Source organism: Aestuariibaculum sediminum, from assembly GCF_014596945.1.
Taxonomy (GTDB): domain Bacteria; phylum Bacteroidota; class Bacteroidia; order Flavobacteriales; family Flavobacteriaceae; genus Aestuariibaculum; species Aestuariibaculum sediminum.
In genome coordinates this window covers 1,023,938-1,046,472 of sequence record NZ_JACVXB010000001.1, presented here as the reverse complement: position 1 = coordinate 1,046,472, position 22,535 = coordinate 1,023,938, and the positions used below count along the sequence as shown (strand labels likewise).

Below are 22,535 nucleotides of genomic sequence, written 5' to 3'. Positions count from 1 at the left end.
CATGCAGGTTTTTAAATTTGGTGGTGCATCGGTTAAAGATGCTGAAGGTGTTAAAAATTTAGCTTCGGTTTTACAGCAAACCGGATATAAAAATACCTTGATTGTAATATCGGCTATGGGAAAAACAACCAATAGTCTGGAAATAGTTGTAAAAAACTATTTTGATAATAAAGCCGAATTACAAAGTTCAATTCAAGAAGTTATAAAATATCACAACGAAATTTTACTCACCCTTTTTGAGAATGAGAACCATCAGGTTTACACTAAAGTATCCTCTTTTTTTGATGAATTAAAGACATTTTTTAAACACAATAAATCACCAGATTACAACTTTGTTTACGATCAGATTGTTGGTTTCGGAGAACTTGTATCTACTACTATTGTAAGTGAATATTTAAACGCCATTGGTATAAAAAATCAATGGATCGATGTTCGAAATCAAATTAAAACTGATAACTATTACAGAAGAGCTTATGTAAATTGGGACCGCACACAACAATTAATTAAATCAGGTGTTAATCAACAAGTTTTAAATATAACGCAAGGCTTTTTAGGAAGTGATGATAATAACTTTACAACTACCCTAGGTCGAGAAGGCAGCGATTATACTGCTGCAATATACGCCTACTCTTTAAACGCCATTAGCGTAACAATATGGAAAGACGTTCCTGGAGTGTTAAATGCCGATCCTCGGTATTTTGAAAATGCACAATTGTTGAATAATATTAGTTATCGCGAAACCATAGAACTGGCTTTTTATGGCGCTTCAGTTATACACCCTAAAACCATACAACCTCTACAATCAAAAGAGATTCCTTTATATGTTAAATCGTTTTTACATCCTGAAAAACCAGGCACATGCATTGGTAAAGATGTAACCTTAGATCCTCTGGTGCCTTGTTTTATTGTTAAAAAAAATCAGATACTAATTTCATTATCCTCTCTAGATTTCTCGTATATCGTTGAAGAAAACATTAGTGACATTTTTAATTTACTTCATTTATATAAAATGAAAGTGGATGTAATTCAAAACTCAGCTATTAGTTTTTCGGTTTGTGTTGATGATAATTATGATAACATAGAAAAACTACTGCATCATTTAAAAGCAAAGTTTAAAGTAACTTTTTATAAAAACGTATCACTTTATACAATTCGCCATTATAATGAAGAAGCCATTAAACAAATTGAATCCGATAAAACCGTGTTATTAAAACAATTAACCCAAGAAACTGTACAAATAGTAAGTAAACAAGCTTAATTGCTAATTTGGTAAGACACAATAAACAACAATAATAATTAGTTTAAACTGGGAGTATTTTTAATCTCAACTACTGAGTAAATAAACATTTTAGTACATTTACACACATGAGCAAGCAACAAAACACGGGGTTAGTCACAGCCAAAGAAGTCGCTAAAGTTATCCACGTAGACAAGTATGGTTTTATAGGTACATTTTTAGGCTGGTTACTTATGAAAGTTCTGAAAATTTCTACCCTAAATAGAATATATAATCGCAACAAACACTTAAATGAGCTACCATTTTTAGATGCCATTTTAGATGATTTTAAAATAAAATTCGAAATCCCCGAAGAAGATTTAAAACGCTTGCCTAAAGACGGTGCATATATTACTGTATCTAACCATCCGTTGGGTGGTATAGATGGCATTCTTCTCTTAAAATTAATGCTAGAACAACGCAAAGATTTTAAAATTATAGCTAATTTTTTATTGCATAGAATAGAGCCTTTAAAGCCCTTCATAATGCCTGTAAACCCTTTTGAAAATCGTAAAGACGCAAAATCAAGCATTGCTGGATTTAAAAATGCTATTCTTCATTTACGTGAAGGGCATCCGCTGGGTATTTTCCCTGCCGGAGAAGTTTCGACTTACCGCGATGGTAAATTGGTTGTAGATCGCCCTTGGGAAGAAGCCGCCATGAAACTTGTTAAAAAAGCCGAAGTACCCGTCGTGCCAATTTATTTTCATGCTAAAAACAGTAAATTATTTTACAAGCTATCTAAAATTAGTGATACCCTTAGAACAGCCAAATTACCTTCGGAATTACTTACACAAAAACGCCGCACTATAAAAGTACGCATTGGCAGACCTATTTCGGTAGCCGATCAAAAAGAACACACTTCGCTAGAGGAATTTTCAGAATTTTTAAGACGTAAAACCTATATGCTGTCTAATGCCTTCGAAAACAAATCGAAAATATTAGACAATATTTCATCTACTTTAAAAGCGTCAAAACTTCCTAAAAACATTGTAACTCCTGTTGATAAGGCATTAATGACAGAAGAGGTGAACAATTTAAGAGATCAAGATGCTCGTTTACTACAAAGTAAAAATTACGAAGTGTTTTTAGCAGAACCCATTAAAATTCCAAGCATTTTAAGAGAAATTGGTCGCTTACGAGAAATTACTTTTCGTGAAGTTGGTGAAGGAACAAACGAATCAATCGATTTAGATAATTTCGACACCTATTACCATCACATGTTCTTGTGGGATAATGAGGCCGAAGTAATTGTAGGGGCTTATCGCATGGGTCTAGGTGCTCAAATATTTGAAAAATACGGTATCAACGGATTTTATTTACAAGATTTATTTCGATTTGAGCCCGAATTATTTAAGATGATGAGTCAATCCATTGAAATGGGTCGCGCCTTCATAATTAAAGAGTACCAACAAAAACCAATGCCTTTATTCCTACTTTGGAAAGGTATTGTTCATATCACCTTACGTTATCCAGAACATAAATATCTAATTGGTGGTGTAAGTATCAGTAATCAGTTTTCAAACTTCTCAAAATCATTAATGATTGAGTTTATGAAATCGCATTATTACGATCCTTATATTGCTCAATATGTTCGACCTAAAAAAGAATTCAAGGTAAAACTAAAGGATGCCGATAAAGATTTCGTATTCGATGAAACCGAAGCCGATTTGAATAAATTTGATAAAATAATTGATGAAGTAGAACCAGGCGCATTACGTTTACCTGTTTTACTTAAAAAATACATTAAACAAAATGCACGACTGGTCGCTTTTAATGTCGACCCGCTATTTAACAACTCGGTTGACGGCTTGATGTATATTAAAATAGCCGATTTACCCGAATCTACAGTTAAACCTGTTATGGAAGAATTTCAAGCCGAACTAGAACGAAAGTTTATGGGAAACAACGATAATGAGAGCAATTAATAATTGCTCTTTTTTATATTGATAATTATAGATCTTACATTTTAAAACCAAGGTTTTTCTCCAGCTTGATAGGTGTTATAAAATTCAGCATCGGTTTTTGTAAGGTAAATAATGCCTTCAATTAACCCCACCAAACCAGCTAGAGAAGCTCCAATGCCACAGGTAAATATTGATAAAACCACCGAAGTAATTAGCATAATAAGACCTTCTTTATTGTAACCTAAAATAAATTTATGTATCCCTAATGCCCCAAAAAATATGGCCACAACGCCTGCCAAAACTTTTTTGTTTCCTTAGGGATTATCAAAATGATCAAAAGCTTCCTTTGCGCCATCAGTAAATTCTTTTGCAGTTTCTTTAGCTTCATTCGCAAAATCTTTTGCTTTATCTTTTAAGCTATCTTCGTTCGACATAACTACTTATTTTTTTATACGATTACACTTATAAAATTAATAAAAAAATCAATTCAAATTGATGATAGAATTACCTAAATAACATAACTACGCCACCTACAGCAGTTACAATTAAAATAAAACGTCTGTAGTTTACATTAGAAATTAATTTGACCACATAAGCACCTAAAAAGAATCCTAAAACTACAAAAGGAATTAAAACAGAATTAAGTACTAATGTATCTACTGTTACCGTATGCCAAACAAAAAAATGAAAAGGCAATTTAAAAACATTTATTATGAAAAACAGCCAGGCAGCAGTACCAATAAATTCATTTTTAGGTAATCTGGTTGCGAGAAAATAAATGTTTGCAATTGGCCCAGCCAAATTACCTATCATGGTTGAAAATCCAGCTAAAAAGCCCATAGAAGATGCAAACCAAACATTATTAGGTACAACCGTATTTTGCTTTCTTTCGGTATAAAACATTACGCATACCGAACCAATTATAATAATAGCCATTATACGTTTAAATAAAGCCTCCGAAATATCATTTCCAACCCAAACACCAACAAGAACACCAACAACCATGGCTGGCATTAATTTTTTTATATAGCTCCATTGCGCATGTTTATTATAATAGGATACCGCAAAAACATCGGCCGCAATAAGCATGGGAAGTAAAATACCAGTTGACGCCTTTTCTCCAAAAACAAAAGCCAAAATTAGAATAATTATGATCCCGATGCCTTTTATTCCAGATTTTGAAAGCCCTAAAACAAATGCCGCAAACCCAATGGCTATCCATTGTATCCCACTTAAGTTAAATTCGTGAAGTATATCTAAATATCTCAATAAATAGTTTTTTTAAGAATTAAAATTGAAGTTACAAAAAAGCTTAATCTACAGGCTCCCAAAGTTCTATTTTATTGCCGTCGTTATCCTTCCACCAAAAAGTACAACCACACTCATAGGTATTAAAACCCAAATGCTTTTTATACCATTCTTTTGGAGCTATCGAGTTGTTAGATTTAAAAAATAAACCGCCAATGCCTGTAACACGTTTTTTCATTAAGATTTTTTTTTAATGTTAGTCTCGTAAATATCAATCCATTGTTGCGGGGTAAGTTTTTTACAGAGTTCTGCAATTAAATCAAACGGAATATCGTCAATTTTTTTAAATCGAATACAACTTTTACCCATATCGAGTTTGCGTTTACAATGCTTTGGGTATTCGGCAACAAACCAATCGCAAATATCGGGTGAGGCATATAAACCCATATGATATAAATTAATAGAATTTTTCTGCGAAGCAAAACTTACAAACGGCAAAGGTTCTAGAGGGTTACAATGATAACCATCGGGATAAATAGTATGCGGCACAACATACCCAATCATGCCATATTGGATACCTTCTTCAAATCCGGCAGGTAAATTACTAATAATGGTATTTCGAAGCTTATTTAATACCTCCTGACGTTCAACGGGCACTTGTTTTATATAATCTTCGGGCGAAACGGCTTTATATTCCATATTAGTAAACGTCTTTATAAAATTAACAAAATTCAGCTTTAATTTTATCGACTATAGTTTGGGCTAATTTTTCTTTACTCTCTATTGTCCAACCCGCTACATGTGGTGTTAATAAAACATTTTCGGCATCTACCAAATATTGAAATGGTTCTGGTAACTCTGATGAAAATAAGGTTTCGAACGAGGCCTTTTCGTACTCCAACACATCCAATCCGGCACCAAGAATCTGACCAGATTTTAAAGCGTCAACTAAATCCTGAGTTACCACACTTTTACCACGGGCAGTATTAATAAACCAAAACGGTTTTTTAAATTTATTAATAAATTTCGTGTTTATCATACCCAAAGTTAAAGGAGTTTGAGGCGTATGTAAACTCACAACTTCAACTTTGTCCTGAAATTCCACTAAACTTACCTGTTTAGCGTTGGCATCGCCAACACCTTCTTTTAAATCGTAACACAACACCTCAACATCAAACCCGCGCAGTTTTTTAGCAAACGCTTTGCCCATGTTGCCATAACCAATAATACCAACTGTTCGTCCATCGAGTTCAATACCTCTATTAGCTTCGCGTAGCCATTGCCCGTGTCGCACTTCCTTATCGGCTTTATTGAGTTTGTTAAATAACGAAAGAAGCATACCCAAGGCATGTTCGCCAACAGCATTTCGGTTGCCTTCGGGTGCAGCAATTAGTGTAATACCTTTTTTTTCGGCATATTCGCAGTCTATGTTTTCTAAACCAGCTCCTACCCGCCCAATAAACTTTAAATTTGTTGCTGCATCTAAAAATGCCTTATCTATAGAAAACCGACTACGTAGAATAATGCCATCGTATGGCGCAATTTTAGCTTCTACAATATCTTTTGGAGATGTATAATCTTCGTGATTCGTGAACCCTAAATCATTTAACTGATTTAGCATAAGTTCATGGTTAGTGTCAAGGTGAAGAATTTTCATGATTACATTTTGAAAGTCTTAAATAGAATGGTATAAAGTTACTTTATTTGAAGGACAATAACTTCAATAATTTGTTTGCGTTAGGGATTGAAGCATTGTTGGAGCTCGTTGTAAACAGCGACTGCTGAAAGCCCGACCCATAGGGTAACGCCCAAAAGATTAAAACCCTAAAATGAGTTTAGCAATTAAAAAGTAGATAAAAATTCCAAATACATCGTTACTGGTTGTTATAAAAGGTCCTGTAGCTACTGCTGCGTCGATACCTCGTTTATCTAAAAAAATAGGGATAAATGTTCCTATAAGCGCCGCCATAATTATTACTGAAATAAGAGCGACACAAATGGTTAAGGACTCAAAATAACTGGTATTAAAACCAAAATGACTAATTAATAAAACAATGGCTGCAATGGCAAGTCCGTTTACCAGCCCTAAAGCAAACTCTTTAAGAAGCCGGCTTAAAATTTTACCGTCAATAGTATCGTTAGCTAGACCTTGTACAACAATTGCTGAGGATTGTACACCTACATTACCAGCAGTAGCCTGAATTAAAGGGATAAACATAAGAAGCACAGGATATTTATCCATGGCATCGCTAAAACCACTAATTATGCTCGCAGCACCAATACCTCCAAACATACCAATAAGCAACCATGGTAAACGGGCACGTGTTAATTTCCAGATGCTATCATCGGCTTCAACGTCTTGCGAAATACCTGCGGCTAACTGATAATCGCGCTCGGCCTCTTCTTTCATAACATCAACAATATCGTCGATGGTAATTCTACCTAATAATTTTTGATCATTATCAACTACAGGAATGGCCTCCAAATCGTATTTCTGCATGACTCTGGCAACGTCTTCAACATCGTCGTGAACATTTACCCAATCGACACTTGAAATATAGATATCTGCTATTTTTTGTTCATTTTTAGCAACAACTAAATCCTTTAGAGATAGTCGGCCTACCAGTTTTTCCTGCTTATCTACAACATATACCGAATGTACTCTAGTAACTTCTTTTGCCTGACCTCGAATACGACGTAAACAGCCAGCTACGGTCCAGGTGTCGTAAACCTTTACCAACTCTTTAGCCATAAGCCCTCCTGCAGAATCTTCGTCGTATTTAAGAAGTTCTTTAATTTCGGCCTTATGCTCTTCGTCTTCGATAGCGGAAATAACCTCTTGGCGCCGTTCTTCGGGAAGTTCGGCAATAATATCGGCTGCATCATCGGTATCCAGCTCACCAATTTCGTCGGCAATCTCTTTAGTCGATAAATTTCTCAGAACTTTTTCCCGATTATCTTCATCGAGTTCCATTAAAATATCGGCCGTAGTTTCAGAATCTAGAAGTTTAATAACATACATGGCTTCTTCAAGATCGAGTTCATCGAGAATCTCGGCTATATCGGCATAATGAAAATCGTCTAAAAAGTTTTTAAGCTCTTTATCGCGATTTAACCGTATAAGACTTTCTACCTGATTCACTAAATCGTCGGTAAGCTCGAATTGTATGTTTTCTGTTTCTTCTGCCAAACGCTATACTTTTAGGTCATTTTCGATTAGTTGTGTAAGCTCAATAAATTGGGTAACACTTAATTGTTCCGGACGTTTATCAAATATACTATTTGCTTTTAAATTATCGCTTAAATTGAATGTTTTTAAACTGTTACGAAGCGTTTTACGACGTTGTTGGAACGCTGCTTTAACTACTTTAAAAAATAAAATATCGTCACAAGGTAAACTATAATCGGTTTTACGTGTTAAACGCATCACCCCAGAATCTACTTTTGGTGGTGGATTAAACACATTAGGCGGTACAGTAAATAAATATTCGGCATCATAATAAGCCTGTGCCAGTACTGATAAAATGCCGTAAACTTTACTGCCTTCTTTGGAACAAATGCGCTCGGCAACTTCTTTTTGAAACATGCCTGAAAACTCAGGAATCTGATCACGCATTTCCAACATTTTAAACACGATTTGGGTAGAAATATTATACGGAAAGTTACCAATTATAGCAAATGGCTCTCCTTTAAATACTTCATTTAGGTCGTACTTTAAAAAGTCTTTTTCAATAATTCTCGGGGCTAAATTTAGATAATTAGATTGCAAGTATTCTACCGACTCTGTATCGATTTCAATCACATAAGTCGTTATATCCTTTTTTAATAAATACTTAGTTAACACCCCCATACCGGGTCCAATTTCTAACACCGATTTATAACCATTTAAGGTTAAGGTATTCGCGATATCCTGAGCAACACTTTCGTCATTTAAGAAATGTTGGCCTAAATGTTTTTTTGCTTTTACCTGATGTTGATTGGAATTATTCGCCACAGTGTTTTGAGTATTTAAGTTGCAAAAGTAAGTTTAATAATTCGGAATACCTTAAAGAGCACGAAACATCTATGGTTTTGCTGCTACAAATTCACTCGATTTGACGACCTATTTAGTTAAAATTTACAGTGTATTCGTCCACAATTTGTAGTTCGGTTCTAAAGGATAACACTTTATCTCCAAATAGTTTTACAGCATCCATTCGTAAGGTTTCTGCATGATCTTTTAAATATTCGTCCAAAGCCTCACGGGAATGCGTTCGGTATTGTACCGAATACGTAAAGCCACCCAAATCTTCTTCAACCAAAACCCGGGTTAAAGTTGCCCCTTTAAACTTTCCTGTTGCTAATACCTGAGGAATATGCTCCTTAATCCATGTTAGCCATTGGTTATGTATGGACTCGTCTATATTTGAAGTTACGTTGTATATGTACATAATGATAATGTTTTTGCAAAGTACCGTAGTTCTTGAGCATCATCAAAATATTTTGGCTATAAATTCAATTCAATCATTTTTAATAGGTTTTAATTTGAAGTAAAATTACTCGCAAAGACTCCCGTTTAATAGCGTCTTTAGAACGACATGTTTACGTCATAAGTGTCAAAACCTAATGTTTTCGGTATGTATCGGTTAATTAATAAAATCACCACGTAAGGCTCTATAGCGTTTTCTCGCATCTACAAAGTAGATACTATCGGCATGTTGAAAAATAATTTGCTCGTAAAAACTTTTAGCCTTTTCGGGCTCATTAAAATAATGCTCGAATAAATCAGCTAGGTTAAATAAGGCGTCATCAATAAGGATACCCTCAGAGAAATTATTTATAATGAATTCGTAGTTTTCTCTGGCTTTATCGTACATTTCTTTTTCTTCAAAAAGTTGTGCTTGTTTAAATAAAGCCTGAGGGACTATACCTTCTGTTTTGTGTTCCTTTAAAATTTTATCTAATACTAAAATCGCTTCATCATTTTTATTTTGAAATGCCATTAAATCGGCTCTAGCATAAAGTTTTAAACTCGTTTGTAGGGAATCTTCATATTTATTATCGGATATAAGTAATTTCAAGTCGAGAGCGTCGTTTGCAATAAGTTGAGATGTAGAGGCTTTTAATATATTTAATTGCGATTCCGCCCATTTAAAATCACCTTTATAATAACTCGTTTTTGCTACTCTAAAGCGTGCCTCTTGCGAGATAGTACTATTCTTTAAGTTACGCTGAATTTGCGTGTAATAGAGAAGTGCCTTATTAAACTGTTCCTGTAAAACCAGAATATCACCAAGTTCCAATTTTACTTCTGCCTGCTGCTTATCATTTAAAGGAAGTTTCAATGTGTTTTCTAGAAATTCAATCGCTTTTTCTGGTGTATTATTTAAAAACGCCAAAAAATGTCCATACCCCAACTGAAGGTCGAACGTTTGAGTAAACAAACCAAATTCGGCAAACAAATCCTGATATTTTTTATCGATCTGCTCGTATTTTTCGCGTGGTGTTGTTTTTGTTTCAATTTGGATTAATTGGTAATGAGCAAATAATAACTCATCGGTATCCTGCGCTGTTTCTATAATAAAGGTATAGATTTCTGAAGCTAACTCTAACTCATTTTCATTAAAAGCGATTGCTCCTAAATCTTCAATTTTATCTAAACTTTCTGGTTGTCGCATAAAAATGGCTTTCTCCTGGACGAATGCCTTATTGTAATCGTTTTGTTGAATAAATAACCAGCTTAACATCTCATTCCAAAGAATGTTGGGTTCTTGCTGCATTTTTTTCAACAATATTTTTCGAAATAAAATATTGTTTTCATTATCGGCATTTTCGCTAATAAAATCACTTATAAATCGTTTTACATTGCTAAGAGCTATAGGATTGGCTTCAGCAAAATCTAAATAACCAATAAACATGTCTTCGATATTACCCTGCTCACCATTGAGTTGTGCTAATTGTAAATTAAAATTAAAATCAGGCTTTAACGCCATTGCTTTTTTATAGGCCTGAATGGTTTCGTTAAGTAAGGTATGACTCTGAAAACCTTTGGCTACAGTAAACACATTATTAGGGTTTTTATCAATAGTACCGAGCGCCTCATTATAAAACTCCTGTGCTTTATTTTGGTTGCCCATTAATTGATAGTTATAACCTAATTCTACAAGAAAACCTGCATACTTAAAACGCTCTGAAAGATTTAATAAAAAAGTTTCTGCCTCATTATACTGCTCAAGTTCCTGATGAAGCGCAACAATTTGATTGATGTAATTTATATTAGAAGGCGATTGTGCATATAATTTTTTATACTCGAATAAAGCCTTTTCAAACTGACCATTTTTAAAATATTCGCGCGCGATAAAATCGGTTTGCGCAAACGAAACCCAACTTACCAACATGATTAAATATAAAAATCGTCTCATATCGTAAATATAATAAATGCCTTGAGTAGTTAAAGTATTTTTAAAAGAATATAAAATACAACTCTTTTAGTTGGACTTTATAGTTTAATAAGTAAAAGGTAAAGTTAGAATTGTAATGTCTTCAAAATAAAGCATAAAAAGTCTTTTAAGCTAAAGCTTAGAAAGATGTTCTAAAAAAAGAAGAATCTTAGTACTATTTCACAGACACCACGTGGTCAGGTTCATGTTCAGTATGAAATATATCTCCGTCTGAAAATAAAACCTTCGCTGCGAAAAAAATCAACGTAATAAGAATTAAAATGCGCTTAATATTTTTCATTTGGCAGGTTAAGTTTAACTTGGATATACCAAATTGAAAAACTTCACTTGAAAAACAAAGAATATTTTGAGAAATTCGTTAAAACGCACGTTTATTTAACACAAAATTTAGATTAAGTGCTTACATTTAAGTATTTTGTAATCTAAAACTGATTAAAAAAATAACGCTAATCTATAATTTTAAATCCTGTATACGGCTGTAAAACTTCAGGAATTTCGATCCCTTTTTCGGTTTGACAATTTTCTAAAATACCTGCTAAAACTCTTGGCAAGGCTAATGAACTTCCGTTTAAAGTATGCGCTAATTCATTTTTACCTTCACTATTTTTAAAGCGTAATTTTAGTCTATTAGCCTGAAAGGTTTCAAAATTAGAAACAGAAGATATTTCTAACCAACGGTCTTGCGCTGTAGAAAACACCTCAAAATCGTATGTTAATGCTGATGTAAAACCTAAGTCACCACCGCAAAGCCTAAGAATTCTGTAAGGTAATTTTAATTCTTGTAAAATAGTTTTGACATGAGCTACCATACCATCCAAAGCCTCGTACGATTTACTTGGGTGCTCCACTCTTAAAATTTCAACTTTATCAAACTGATGCAAACGATTTAAGCCACGCACATGCGCTCCGTAACTTCCGGCTTCACGACGAAAACAAGGCGTATATCCAGTGATACCGATAGGTAAGTCTCCTTCGTTTAATACCACATCTCTAAAAATATTGGTTCCAGGAACCTCGGCAGTTGGTATTAAATATAAATTATCGGCCGTAACATGATACATCTGCCCTTCTTTGTCGGGTAATTGCCCTGTACCAAACCCTGAAGCTTCATTTACTAAATGAGGTAATTGAAACTCGGTATAGCCAGCTTCCGTATTTTTATCTAAAAAGTATGCTATTAAAGCTCTTTGTAAACGGGCGCCCTTTCCTTTATATACCGGAAATCCTGCACCTGTTATTTTGTTTCCAAGTTCGAAATCGATAATATCATATTTTTTTGCTAATTCCCAATGCGGTAATGCTCCCTCGTGTAATTTTGGAATATCGCCTTCGCGAAATACTTCTTCATTATCTGCATCGGTTGAACCAGCAGGCACAATCTCGTTTGGTACATTCGGGATTTTATAAAGTAACTCCGTTAATTCGGTGGTCTTAGCATTTAAATCTTCTGTTAATTGTTTCGATAATTCTTTTAACTGTCCCGTTTTTTCTTTTAATGCATTAGCTTCCTGAACTTGACCAGATTTATACAAATTTCCTATTTCTTTAGATAATACATTAGATTCAGCCAAAGTATTATCTAGTTCGGTTTGAATACGACGACGGTCTTCATCGAACGCGATAACATTATTAATCATCTCGGCGGCATGAATATTTCGTTTTGCTAAGCGACTAATTACTAAATCTTTGTTTTCTCTTATATAAGGAACTTGTAACATGACTTTAAAATTTAAGCGACAAATTTAATGAATTGCTAAATATTTGAACTTGTTTTTAGTTTAAAAGAATTTTAAAAATGAGCAGCAATATAACTTAAGGAGGTTTGTTTATCTTTTGACAGCTGCGCTTTCAAAGCTTCCACCGAATCGAAGGTTTTCTCATTACGAATGCGATGTAACAAATCGATTTGAATTTCGCTACCGTAAATATCTTTATTAAAATTAAAAAAATGCACTTCTATGGTCTCGTGATCTCCCTTAACAGTTGGGTTTGTTCCAATATTCATCATACCAAAAACCTGTTCACCATCGATTTGAGATTTAACCACATAAGCACCATGCTTTGGTATTAATTTATAGTCTTCTTTAATATTAATATTGGCTGTGGGATAATTAATTTGTCTGCCTAAAGCGCGGCCTTGAACAACCGTTCCTGTTAACATAAAATGATATCCCAGATAACTATTAGCCTTATCGATATCACCTTCAATTAGGGCTGCACGAATTTTAGTAGAACTTACAGAAACATCATTTATATCCTGCGCCGATATTTCTTCGACATCAAAACCATAAATTTCACCATACTTTTTTAAATCGTTTATATCGGCATTCCGATTTCTACCAAAACGATGATCGTAACCTATTATAACCTTTCGGGCTTGCAACGTATCTACTAAAATTTGTTTCACAAAATCTTCAGCAGATAATCTTGAAAATTCTTGGGTGAATTTTTTAATGAGTAAATAATCCAAACCTAACTTTTCAAGAATAAGACTTCGTTCGTTTATCGTATTAATTAATTTAATGTTGGAATCTTTTTGTAATACCATACGTGGGTGAGGAAAAAAGGTAAGAATTACAGATCTAAGATGCTCCAGGTTACCAGTATTTATTAAACGGCTTACTATTTTTTGATGCCCTATATGAACACCATCAAATGTACCAATAGTAACCACAGTATTTTGCTTTGGCAACTTATCTAAAGTATTTATTACTTCCAAACTAAAAATTTTAAGCAAAATTAGAGATAAAACAACGAATAACAAAGATTGAAATCAATTAAGGCAATCTAAAAACCTGATTGATTTCGTTTATCACCTGAGGAATTCCTTCTGCCTGAAATTTTAAAACCAGTCGATAGCTATTTTCTCTTAGAGTCTCAACCTTTATCCGACCATTTTTCACTCTAAAATACCCCGATTCTCCTTTACAAAAACACAATCTGGCAAAAACAATATTAAAAGGTTTTAAACTCTCAGCCTGTAAATTTAATTGCTCCTTTTTTAAGTTAATATAAACCGCTTCCTGATATGATGCATCTTGAATATTTGCATCTGTTTCTTTCTCATAGATATATTTTAATAAAATATCTTGCCCCTCTGTTATGTCGGGATATAGCATGCCTGTTTGATCTGTTTTTAAAGCTAACTTTTTATTGGTTTCTACCTGAAAAGAACAAATTCCACCTTCAGGACAACTCATAATCTCCTCTTTATTTGTTAATTCTGAAACCACTGCTCTTTTTGATTTGCATCCAAAAAAAACCAATAATACTAAGCAGACACCAACAATTCTCATAGTCTTAAATATTTACAGATTAACTAAAAATAACATCATTTTTTTGTAAATAAGGATAATTGCAGCTACTTTTATTAAAATATAAAGATTAAAAGGTCATACCCAAATGAATAAAAATTACGTTTCCCTCACTTTTTGTATTCTAAGTTTCTTTCTTTTTTCTTTACCAACTTATTCACAGAACAAACCTACCACGTGGACAAAAGTATCGAAAGACAAAGCCTTAAATGGTAAAATTGCCACTGGAAAACATAAATTAAACAAAGCATCATATTATCAGTTAAATTTAACTGATATTAAACCTATTCTTGAAAAAGCTGCTACCGCGAAAAGCATCAATGCATCTGAAGCCATACTGTCCTTACCTGATTCTGATGGCGAATGGCAATCCTATAAAATAATTGAAGCCTCCATTATGGCTCCTGGTTTGCAAGCTAAATATCCCAACATAAAAACTTACGAAGGAGAAAGCACCGTTAATGCAGCTACGAAAATACGATTAAGCTTAACACCAAGCGGCTTACACTCTATGGTATTACATCATAATAAAAGCACACAATTTATAGACCCTGTTAGCTTCGGAAACAATAATTATATCGTTTATAAAAAGTCGGATTTACAACACATAGAAGACGATTTTTTATGTCATTTTATTAAAGATCCTTATAGCAGTAAGGATATTTTAGGGAAATCAGCTAGTACATTAAATGCAAATGACGGCATTTTAAGAAACTATGATTTGGCCTTGGCGGCAACTGTAGAATACTCGACTTACCATATCAATTTAGCTGGCCTAAACGGAGGAAGCGATGCACAGAAGAAAGCAGCCGTTCTTGCAGCAATGAATGTTACCATGAATCGTGTAAATGGTATTTTTAAACGAGATTTATCGCTAACCATGACCATTATTAATAACACAGATGATATTATATTTTTAAATGAACCCGACGGCTACACTAATGATGACGGAAGTATTTTAATAAACGAGAACCAAACGGTAATTGATAATATTATTGGTACAGCTAATTACGACATAGGCCATGTGTTTAGCACTGGCGGTGGTGGTATCGCTGCACTTAATTCCCCATGTATACCAAATCAAAAGGCAAAAGGGGTAACCGGATTATCAAATCCTATTGGTGATGTTTTCGATGTTGAATTTGTTGCACATGAAATGGGACATCAATTTGGTGCACCACACACCTGGAGTGCCTTAGCTGGTGGTTGCACTAGTGGGGAATGGTCTAATACAAACGCCTACGAACCTGGTAGCGGAAGCTCTATAATGAGTTACGCCGGATTATGTGCCCCAGAAAACGTACAAGCCAATGGTGACGATTATTTTCATCAAAAAAGCCTGCAAATGATCTGGGCTAATATAACTGGGGGCAATAGCAGCACCTGTGACACAGAGACCAACACAGGAAACTCGGCTCCTACAGCTAATGCTGGTAATAATTATACCATACCTATTTCTACACCTTATAAACTAACGGGTTCTTCTTCAGATGCTGATGGAACTGGCTCTCATACTTTTAATTGGGAACAATACGATTTAGCACAGTCGCAAGGAAGTATATCCGAAACTAATCAAACCGGGCCTCTAGTTCGATCTGTTCCTCCAACATCTAATCCTACGCGTTACATACCGAATCTAAACGATTTAGCCAACAGTGGTGGTTCGACGACTTGGGAAAAATTGGCGGCAGTAAGCCGAACACTTAATTTTCAATTTACCGTAAGAGATAACGATAACCGAGGCGGACAAACAGCAACCGATAACATGACCGTTACCGTTAATAACAGCGGCGGCCCTTTTGAAGTGACCTCCCAAAATGATGCTACATTGAGTTACCCTAGTGAAAGTACACAAACTATAACCTGGAATGTATCAGGAACAAATGCAGCGCCTTTTAACACCAGCAAGGTAAATATAAAACTATCTACTGATGGTGGCCTTACTTACGATACGACGTTACTCGCCTCAACCGACAATGATGGAAGTGCAAACGTTACCTTCCCTTCGGGCGTATCGGCGCCGTATTGCAGAATAATGATTGAGGCCGATCCTTCAGAAAACATCTTTTTTGCGATTAGCAAAGAAAATTTCGCCTTAGGTTATACGATATCAACAAACTGTAACACTTATGCTGGTGGCAGCAATTTACCGCTTAACATAATAGATAATAACAATGGTTATCAAACAAGTGTCATTAATGTCACTGAATCAACCGCCATTTCCGATATTAATGTTTCGGTAAATATCGATCACACTTATAAAGGAGACCTTCAAATAGCGCTTTTAAGTCCAGAAGGGACGGAGCTAAGACTTTTGTCACCAAATCTTTGTGGTGCAGACAACTTAATTGTCACCTATGATGATGATGGCAATACTTTAGACTGTAATAACACAAGTAACAATGAAATGTACAAACCGGTAGAAGCTTTAAATAACCTTAACGGACAAGACCCAAGCGGCACTTGGACTTTAGGTGTTGTTGACCTTGCTGATGACGACACAGGAACACTTAATTCTTGGTCTATTGAACTATGCACTACAACCATAACCTTATCAGACAAGGCGTTTACAGCATTTAAAAACACCGTGTCTGTATACCCCAACCCTAGCAAAGGCGAGTTTACGGTAAAATTTAATAACCGTTTAGGTAATACAGTGCATTTAGGAGTATATGATATTCGAGGTCGATTAATTTATTCAGAAGCTTATAGTCGGGCTGGCGAACTTCATGAAGTTATTAGTTTAAGCCAAGCACAATCGGGCATTTACATTTTAAAACTAGATGATGGCTTTCATCAGACTTCTAAAAAGATAATTATTGAGTAAAAAAAAGGTTGTCTCAAAAGTCCTTAAAAACGTCATTTGAATTCACATGTACTGAATTTATTTCAGAATCTCATCTAACTGATTATTATTCCAAATGAGAACCTGAATCTAGTTCATGTTGAAATTATTAACTTTTCTTTTTAGACAACCTCTTTTTATTTCCCATTAAAACTATTCATGGTATTAGATAATCCTGCCAATCCGAATGATTTAATTAAAGCCGCCGATGTTTCAAGTCGTTCATTTAGTTTCTGGTTCTCATCTTCGGTCCATTCACCTAATACATAATCTACCTGTCGCCCTTTGCTAAAAGCATCGCTAATTCCAAATCTAAATCGATTATATTTGGTCGTATTTAATTTATCCTGAATATCTTTTAATCCATTATGTCCACCATCACTTCCTTTAGCTTTAACACGAATACTTCCGAAAGGCAGGTTTAAATCGTCGGTAATAACCAATAAATTTTCTAAAGGAATTTTTTCTTTAGTCAACCAATATAAAACGGCCTTGCCGCTTAAGTTCATATAGGTACTTGGTTTTAAAAACACAAAAGTTCGCCCCTTTAACTTATAGTTGGCAACATCGCCTAATTTATCGGTTTGAAAGGTTATATCTTCAGTTTTAGCAAAATGATCTAATATTTTAAAACCAATATTATGCCTCGTATTTTCATACTTTTCACCTATATTTCCTAAACCAACAATTAAATATTTCTTCATGACATCATCTTGTTCTTCGGTATGTTTATTATTAAAAAAATGTTGCAAAAATTTAAACATACATCTATAATTTTTTTGTAAAAATAAAAAAGCATCCCGAAACCGGAATGCTTTAAATATTGAAAAAAATAGAATATCTATTTTATTCTTCTGCAGCTGGAGTTTCAGCAGTTGCTTCTACTTCATCTTCATCTTCATCATCAACATCTACAGAAGTTCTAGAACGTCTTACTTGACATACTACCGTGTTATCTGGGTGCATGAATTTGTAAGCATCGTTTTCTAAAGTAGTGATGTATAATTTTCCACCAATTTTTAATGGTGTAATATCTGCTTCGATAAAATCTGGTAAGTTAGCAGGTAAAGCTTTAACTCTTAAGCTACGTTTATTTCTACGTAAAACACCACCATTTTTAACACCACGAGAGTTACCAACTAATACTACAGGAATTTCCATAGTAATTTCTTTGTCTTCAAATAACTGGTAGAAATCGATGTGTAAAATTTTATCGGTTACCGGATGAAACTGAATATCTTGTAAGATAGCATTGAAAGTTTCACCATTTTCTAAAGCAATCACAACTGTATGCGCATTAGGCGTGTATACAAGTTTTGAGAATGCAATTTCATCTGCAGAGAAATGAACTGGCTTATCTCCTCCGTATAATACGCAAGGAACCTGACCAGCATTACGTAAGGCTTTTGTTGCTTTTTTGCCCACGCTTTCTCTTTGAGATCCGTTGATTGTAATTGATTTCATAATTTTTAATTTACTATTACTATTTATGTATTGAAACATCTTTGACTCGGTGCCAAAGGTGTTGTCAATTCTTATTTACATTACAAACTTTGAAGCTATAGATTGGTTATTATGTACCTTTTCCATCACTTCAGCAAACAAATCGGCACAGCTTAATACTTTTATCTTGTCGCTTAAAGGCTTAACAGGAATAGAGTCTGTTACGATAAGTTCTTGTAATTTTGAGTTGTTTAAATTGTCGTAAGCTTTTCCAGATAAAAGGGCATGCGTACAAATAGCTCTTACACTTAATGCACCTCGCTCCATCATTAAATCGGCTGCTTTAGTTAAGGTTCCAGCGGTATCCACCATATCATCAACTAAAACAACATTCTTACCAGTTACATCACCAATTAATTCCATATGAGAAATTACATTGGCTTTTGCTCGTTGCTTGTAACAAATAACTACATCGCTTCCTGAAGCTTTAGCATATGCATAAGCACGTTTAGAACCTCCCATATCTGGTGAAGCAATGGTTAAATTGTCAAGATTTAAACTTTTTAAATACGGTAAGAAAATAGTTGATGCAAATAAATGATCTACTGGCTTTTCAAAAAACCCTTGAATTTGATCAGCATGTAAATCCATGGTGATAATTCTTGTTGCTCCGGCAGCTTCTAAAGTTTTTGCTACAAGTTTTGCTGCAATTGGCACTCTAGGTTTGTCTTTTCTGTCTTGTCTTGCCCATCCAAAATAAGGTAAAACTGCAGTAATGTGTCTTGCCGATGCACGTTTAGCAGCATCAATCATTAACAACATTTCCATTAAATTTTCCGGACCCGGATTGGTAGATCCAATAATAAAAATACGCGTTCCTCTAATCGACTCTTCATAAGATGGTTGAAACTCTCCATCGCTGTAAGTCGACATAATGACTTTTCCTAATTCTGTTCCAAAAGCCTTAGCTATTTTCTCTCCAAGTACCTGACTTTGGGTACATGCAAAAATTTTGGCTTCGGTTACAATTGTGGGCATAGCTAACTTATTGTTTTTTAGCGCAAAAGCGCGGCTTGTTTTTAACGAGGTGCAAATTTAGACATTTATTTTTACCTAAAAAGTATAATTGCGTGTATTTTTATTAGAAATATGAAAAAAATATATATTTTTGCTTGCGCAATAATGCTCAAGTGGCGGAATTGGTAGACGCGTCGGATTCAAAATCCGATTTCCTCGGAAGTGTGGGTTCGATTCCCACCTTGAGTACTTAACCCCCCTGTAAAACTAACGTTTTACAGGGGGGTTTCTTTTTTAGAATCTCAAATAAGTTAAAACTGCTATCGGTTTTATCATGCTCAACTTTATGAAAACTAACAAAATGATAAACATTTAAAAATTAACTATATTTAACTAATAAAATATAAATAACTTAATTATAATGGAATGCGTATCGATTTTAAAAATATTTTACTAATAGTAATTGTAGTTTTTTCAGCCTGTAAAAAGACCACAAAGAAGATTGAAGTACCTACAAATACAGAACCAACTGAAACCTTTATCACCCCTAAAATAACAGGTAATTTTGTTTCTGATGGTTATTCTAAACGATCTGAAGGCTACGACTGGGTTTCTGTTTTTGTTAATAATACCAATGAAAATGAAATATCAATTAAAGTACGTTCTCGAGCCGACCAAAAAAAGCCTACTTGCACTTGGGATGCCACGGCAATAAAAATTGATAACTACACTTACGAATCTATAATTGATGGTAAAACGATACTTTTTCAGTTTAAGGACAATACATTAGTTATTCAACCAAAAAATGAAGCCGACCAAGGTATACTCTACTTCTATTGTTCAGGAGGAGCGACTGTGGCGGGTACTTATAAAAAAATTAATGAAGCTCTTGATCAAACTCAAATTGACCAAACCCAATTTTTAAAAGTACTTAATTTACAAAATGTTGGATTTAATGTTTCTAGCAAACCAAAAAACGGCAATAACCAACTAAGTGTTTTTACTTTTGGCTTAACTAACGATTTTAACGAAACCTTTAACATTGGAAATAATACAATATCTTCGGCAGAGGTTGAAGACTTAAATTCTGATGGGTCTCCTGAATTAATTGTTTACGTTCAAAGTCAGGACGAATTTAAAAAAATGACTGTTTTTGCCTTTTCGGTGAATAACCAAAAATCGATGAGTCAGGTTTATTTTCAGCCAACTGAGGAAAACGCAAAAATTAATACTGGTTATAACGGTAATGATGAATTTACCCTAGTTGAAACCTATTTAGTACAGCGTTTTCCAATTTATGAAGACGGTACTAAATCAAATAAAATAAAACAAGTACAATACAAATTAGTCGATGGGGAAGCATTAAGACGTTTTGAAGTTGAAAAACAAAACATCTACTCATTAGATTAAGGACACTATTGGATAGAACAGGAACTTGGAACAAGGGCGGTAAATGTAATGAACCAGTCTGTATTCTTGATATGAATTAAAATTAAATAGAGGCTGATTTAAAATTCAGCTATGCCCATTTTTTTCCTTTCAAGCGGTTCGGTATTTACGTTTAGTAAACCAAATAGCCAAAAACAAAAAAGCTTCCTAAATCATCAGGAAGCTTTTAATTATGAATATTATTATGTCTTAAACAATTCCTTGCGCTAACATCGCATCGGCTACTTTTACGAAACCTGCAATATTCGCACCTTTAACATAATCAATATAGCCGTCTTCATCTTTTCCGTATTCTATACATTCATCATGAATATTAGCCATAATTTCTTTTAACTTTTTATCAACTTCTTCTCTGGTCCAGTTAAATCTCAAAGAGTTTTGTGTCATTTCCAATCCCGAAGTGGCTACACCACCAGCATTAGAAGCCTTACCTGGAGCAAATAATATTTTTGCTTTATGGAAGGCAGCAATAGCTTCTTTAGTAGAAGGCATATTTGCACCTTCGCTAACACAAATACACCCGTTTTCTAACAAGGCTTTTGCATCGTCTTCATGAAGTTCGTTTTGGGTTGCACAAGGTAAAGCAATATCGCAAGTAACCCCCCAAGGCGTTTTACCTGCAACAAATTCAGCATTTGGGTAAGCATCAATGTACTCACTTATTCGTCCTCTTTTAACATTTTTAAGCTCCATGACAAACGCCAATTTCTCAGCATCTATACCATCGGCGTCGTAAATATAACCTGATGAATCCGATAATGTTAAAACCTTACCCCCTAAATGCAACACCTTTTCGGCAGCATACTGTGCTACGTTTCCAGAGCCTGAGATAACTACTTTTTTATCGGCAATACTATCATTTTTTGTTTTAAGCATATTTTCAGCAAAATAAACGGTGCCGTAACCTGTAGCTTCTGGACGAATTAAAGAACCTCCCCAAGACAATCCTTTACCGGTTAATACCCCTGTAAATTCATTTCTTAGTTTTTTATACATTCCAAATAAAAAACCTATTTCGCGTGCACCAACGCCAATATCTCCCGCAGGAACATCGGTATTTGCACCAATATGTCTAAATAATTCACTCATAAATGCATGGCAGAAACGCATTATTTCACCATCACTTTTTCCTTTAGGATCGAAATCACTTCCTCCCTTTCCTCCACCCATTGGCAGCGTAGTTAAGCTATTTTTAAATACCTGCTCGAAAGCCAAAAATTTTAGGATACTTAAATTAACGGTCGGATGAAAACGCAATCCACCTTTGTAAGGCCCTATGGCAGAATTCATTTGAACTCTATACCCTCTGTTTACTTGTATTTCCCCATCATCATCTACCCAACACACTCTAAACATAATAACACGCTCTGGCTCAACCATTCTTAAAAGAATGTTTTTACCATAATAAATATCATGCTCAACAATGTAAGGAATTACGGTTTCTGCAACCTCCTCAACGGCTTGTAAAAACTCTGGTTCGTGACCATTACGCTCTTTTACAAGTTCTAAAAAAGCTTCAACGTTTCTTTTCATCAATTACTTTAATGTTTTTAGTTTAACAAAAACTGTATAATATTTTCAAAAGCGATTAATGTT

At 34.5% G+C, this 22,535-nt stretch carries 20 protein-coding genes and 1 tRNA gene; 5 read left to right on the top strand and 16 right to left on the bottom strand.

The window, feature by feature from the left end; translation table 11 throughout:
- Position 1: 1 nt before the first annotated feature.
- Positions 2–1,258 carry an aspartate kinase gene (locus ICJ83_RS04830; RefSeq protein WP_188229210.1) on the top strand — a complete coding sequence of 419 codons (1,257 nt, stop codon included), beginning with the start codon at positions 2–4 and terminating at the stop codon, positions 1,256–1,258.
- Between the two features lie 107 nt (positions 1,259–1,365).
- Entirely contained in the window at positions 1,366–3,204 is a 1,839-nt protein-coding gene (locus tag ICJ83_RS04825) for a GNAT family N-acyltransferase (RefSeq protein WP_188229209.1), read from the top strand.
- Between the two features lie 41 nt (positions 3,205–3,245).
- Here ICJ83_RS04825 and ICJ83_RS17095 read toward each other — a convergent pair whose 3' ends face one another.
- From ICJ83_RS17095 to ICJ83_RS04765, 12 genes are all read right to left on the bottom strand, one after another.
- Positions 3,246–3,482 carry a TM2 domain-containing protein gene (locus ICJ83_RS17095; RefSeq protein WP_317173255.1) on the bottom strand — a complete coding sequence of 79 codons (237 nt, stop codon included), beginning with the start codon at positions 3,480–3,482 and terminating at the stop codon, positions 3,246–3,248.
- Positions 3,483–3,687: 205 nt separating this feature from the next.
- A complete protein-coding gene (locus tag ICJ83_RS04815) occupies positions 3,688–4,452 on the bottom strand; it encodes a sulfite exporter TauE/SafE family protein (protein ID WP_188229208.1) in 765 nt (254 codons plus the stop codon).
- A 43-nt stretch (positions 4,453–4,495) separates the two neighbouring features.
- Positions 4,496–4,669 (bottom strand): hypothetical protein, encoded by a 174-nt coding sequence (locus ICJ83_RS04810; protein WP_188229207.1) that lies wholly within the window; start codon positions 4,667–4,669, stop codon positions 4,496–4,498.
- Positions 4,669–5,130 carry a DUF1801 domain-containing protein gene (locus ICJ83_RS04805; protein ID WP_188229206.1) on the bottom strand — a complete coding sequence of 154 codons (462 nt, stop codon included), beginning with the start codon at positions 5,128–5,130 and terminating at the stop codon, positions 4,669–4,671. The genes ICJ83_RS04810 and ICJ83_RS04805 overlap by 1 nt, the downstream gene beginning before the upstream one ends.
- Before the next feature lie 22 nt (positions 5,131–5,152).
- Complete coding sequence (locus ICJ83_RS04800) at positions 5,153–6,088, bottom strand: 2-hydroxyacid dehydrogenase (protein ID WP_188229205.1); 936 nt, start codon at positions 6,086–6,088, stop codon at positions 5,153–5,155.
- A 159-nt stretch (positions 6,089–6,247) separates the two neighbouring features.
- Entirely contained in the window at positions 6,248–7,621 is a 1,374-nt protein-coding gene (gene mgtE, locus ICJ83_RS04795) for a magnesium transporter (RefSeq protein WP_188229204.1), read from the bottom strand.
- Positions 7,622–7,624: 3 nt separating this feature from the next.
- A complete protein-coding gene (gene rsmA, locus ICJ83_RS04790; RefSeq protein WP_188229203.1) occupies positions 7,625–8,425 on the bottom strand; it encodes a 16S rRNA (adenine(1518)-N(6)/adenine(1519)-N(6))-dimethyltransferase RsmA in 801 nt (266 codons plus the stop codon).
- A gap of 112 nt (positions 8,426–8,537) precedes the next feature.
- Positions 8,538–8,861: a DUF4286 family protein gene (locus ICJ83_RS04785; protein ID WP_188229202.1), complete on the bottom strand. Its 324-nt coding sequence runs from the start codon at positions 8,859–8,861 to the stop codon at positions 8,538–8,540.
- A gap of 195 nt (positions 8,862–9,056) precedes the next feature.
- A complete protein-coding gene (locus tag ICJ83_RS04780; RefSeq protein ID WP_188229201.1) occupies positions 9,057–10,832 on the bottom strand; it encodes a tetratricopeptide repeat protein in 1,776 nt (591 codons plus the stop codon).
- A gap of 485 nt (positions 10,833–11,317) precedes the next feature.
- Positions 11,318–12,589 carry a serine--tRNA ligase gene (gene serS, locus ICJ83_RS04775; RefSeq protein WP_188229200.1) on the bottom strand — a complete coding sequence of 424 codons (1,272 nt, stop codon included), beginning with the start codon at positions 12,587–12,589 and terminating at the stop codon, positions 11,318–11,320.
- Between the two features lie 71 nt (positions 12,590–12,660).
- Entirely contained in the window at positions 12,661–13,590 is a 930-nt protein-coding gene (locus ICJ83_RS04770) for a bifunctional riboflavin kinase/FAD synthetase (RefSeq protein WP_188229199.1), read from the bottom strand.
- 58 nt (positions 13,591–13,648) lie between these two features.
- Positions 13,649–14,167 carry a hypothetical protein gene (locus tag ICJ83_RS04765; protein WP_188229198.1) on the bottom strand — a complete coding sequence of 173 codons (519 nt, stop codon included), beginning with the start codon at positions 14,165–14,167 and terminating at the stop codon, positions 13,649–13,651.
- A 106-nt stretch (positions 14,168–14,273) separates the two neighbouring features.
- On the opposite strand from ICJ83_RS04765, the gene ICJ83_RS04760 reads away from it, so the two are divergent.
- Positions 14,274–17,012: a T9SS type A sorting domain-containing protein gene (locus ICJ83_RS04760; protein ID WP_188229197.1), complete on the top strand. Its 2,739-nt coding sequence runs from the start codon at positions 14,274–14,276 to the stop codon at positions 17,010–17,012.
- Positions 17,013–17,167: 155 nt separating this feature from the next.
- Here the strand turns inward: ICJ83_RS04760 and pth are convergent, their stop codons facing one another.
- The 3 genes from pth to ICJ83_RS04745 all read right to left on the bottom strand — a co-directional run bounded on the left by pth (position 17,168) and on the right by ICJ83_RS04745 (position 19,511).
- Entirely contained in the window at positions 17,168–17,794 is a 627-nt protein-coding gene (gene pth, locus ICJ83_RS04755) for an aminoacyl-tRNA hydrolase (protein ID WP_188229196.1), read from the bottom strand.
- A gap of 82 nt (positions 17,795–17,876) precedes the next feature.
- The gene (locus ICJ83_RS04750; RefSeq protein ID WP_188229195.1) at positions 17,877–18,494 is read right to left on the bottom strand and encodes a 50S ribosomal protein L25/general stress protein Ctc; all 618 of its coding nucleotides are present in this window, start codon (positions 18,492–18,494) and stop codon (positions 17,877–17,879) included.
- Positions 18,495–18,569: 75 nt separating this feature from the next.
- Complete coding sequence (locus tag ICJ83_RS04745) at positions 18,570–19,511, bottom strand: ribose-phosphate pyrophosphokinase (protein WP_188229194.1); 942 nt, start codon at positions 19,509–19,511, stop codon at positions 18,570–18,572.
- A 146-nt stretch (positions 19,512–19,657) separates the two neighbouring features.
- Between ICJ83_RS04745 and ICJ83_RS04740 the strand changes: the two genes are divergently transcribed.
- Together ICJ83_RS04740 and ICJ83_RS04735 are read left to right on the top strand one after the other, a co-directional pair.
- Positions 19,658–19,739: transfer RNA gene (locus ICJ83_RS04740), tRNA-Leu, on the top strand.
- 177 nt (positions 19,740–19,916) lie between these two features.
- Entirely contained in the window at positions 19,917–20,900 is a 984-nt protein-coding gene (locus tag ICJ83_RS04735; protein ID WP_188229193.1) for a hypothetical protein, read from the top strand.
- Positions 20,901–21,128: 228 nt separating this feature from the next.
- On the opposite strand, the gene gdhA is transcribed toward ICJ83_RS04735, so the two are convergent.
- Complete coding sequence (gene gdhA, locus ICJ83_RS04730; protein ID WP_188229192.1) at positions 21,129–22,472, bottom strand: NADP-specific glutamate dehydrogenase; 1,344 nt, start codon at positions 22,470–22,472, stop codon at positions 21,129–21,131.
- Positions 22,473–22,535 lie beyond the last annotated feature (63 nt).

Excerpts from the sequence above, each read along its gene's own strand:
- ICJ83_RS04765 (WP_188229198.1), bottom strand. The coding sequence starts at position 14,167 with ATGAGAATTGTTGGTGTCTGCTTAGTATTATTGGTTTTTTTTGGATGC.
- gdhA (WP_188229192.1), bottom strand. The coding sequence starts at position 22,472 with ATGAAAAGAAACGTTGAAGCTTTTTTAGAACTTGTAAAAGAGCGTAAT.
- ICJ83_RS04750 (WP_188229195.1), bottom strand. The coding sequence starts at position 18,494 with ATGAAATCAATTACAATCAACGGATCTCAAAGAGAAAGCGTGGGCAAA.
- ICJ83_RS04810 (WP_188229207.1), bottom strand. The coding sequence starts at position 4,669 with ATGAAAAAACGTGTTACAGGCATTGGCGGTTTATTTTTTAAATCTAAC.
- ICJ83_RS04830 (WP_188229210.1), top strand. The coding sequence starts at position 2 with ATGCAGGTTTTTAAATTTGGTGGTGCATCGGTTAAAGATGCTGAAGGT.
- ICJ83_RS04800 (WP_188229205.1), bottom strand. The coding sequence starts at position 6,088 with ATGAAAATTCTTCACCTTGACACTAACCATGAACTTATGCTAAATCAG.
- ICJ83_RS04825 (WP_188229209.1), top strand. The coding sequence starts at position 1,366 with ATGAGCAAGCAACAAAACACGGGGTTAGTCACAGCCAAAGAAGTCGCT.
- pth (WP_188229196.1), bottom strand. The coding sequence starts at position 17,794 with ATGTTTAAATTTTTGCAACATTTTTTTAATAATAAACATACCGAAGAA.
- serS (WP_188229200.1), bottom strand. The coding sequence starts at position 12,589 with ATGTTACAAGTTCCTTATATAAGAGAAAACAAAGATTTAGTAATTAGT.
- ICJ83_RS04805 (WP_188229206.1), bottom strand. The coding sequence starts at position 5,130 with ATGGAATATAAAGCCGTTTCGCCCGAAGATTATATAAAACAAGTGCCC.
- ICJ83_RS04785 (WP_188229202.1), bottom strand. The coding sequence starts at position 8,861 with ATGTACATATACAACGTAACTTCAAATATAGACGAGTCCATACATAAC.
- ICJ83_RS04745 (WP_188229194.1), bottom strand. The coding sequence starts at position 19,511 with ATGCCCACAATTGTAACCGAAGCCAAAATTTTTGCATGTACCCAAAGT.
- ICJ83_RS04735 (WP_188229193.1), top strand. The coding sequence starts at position 19,917 with ATGCGTATCGATTTTAAAAATATTTTACTAATAGTAATTGTAGTTTTT.
- ICJ83_RS04760 (WP_188229197.1), top strand. The coding sequence starts at position 14,274 with ATGAATAAAAATTACGTTTCCCTCACTTTTTGTATTCTAAGTTTCTTT.
- ICJ83_RS04780 (WP_188229201.1), bottom strand. The coding sequence starts at position 10,832 with ATGAGACGATTTTTATATTTAATCATGTTGGTAAGTTGGGTTTCGTTT.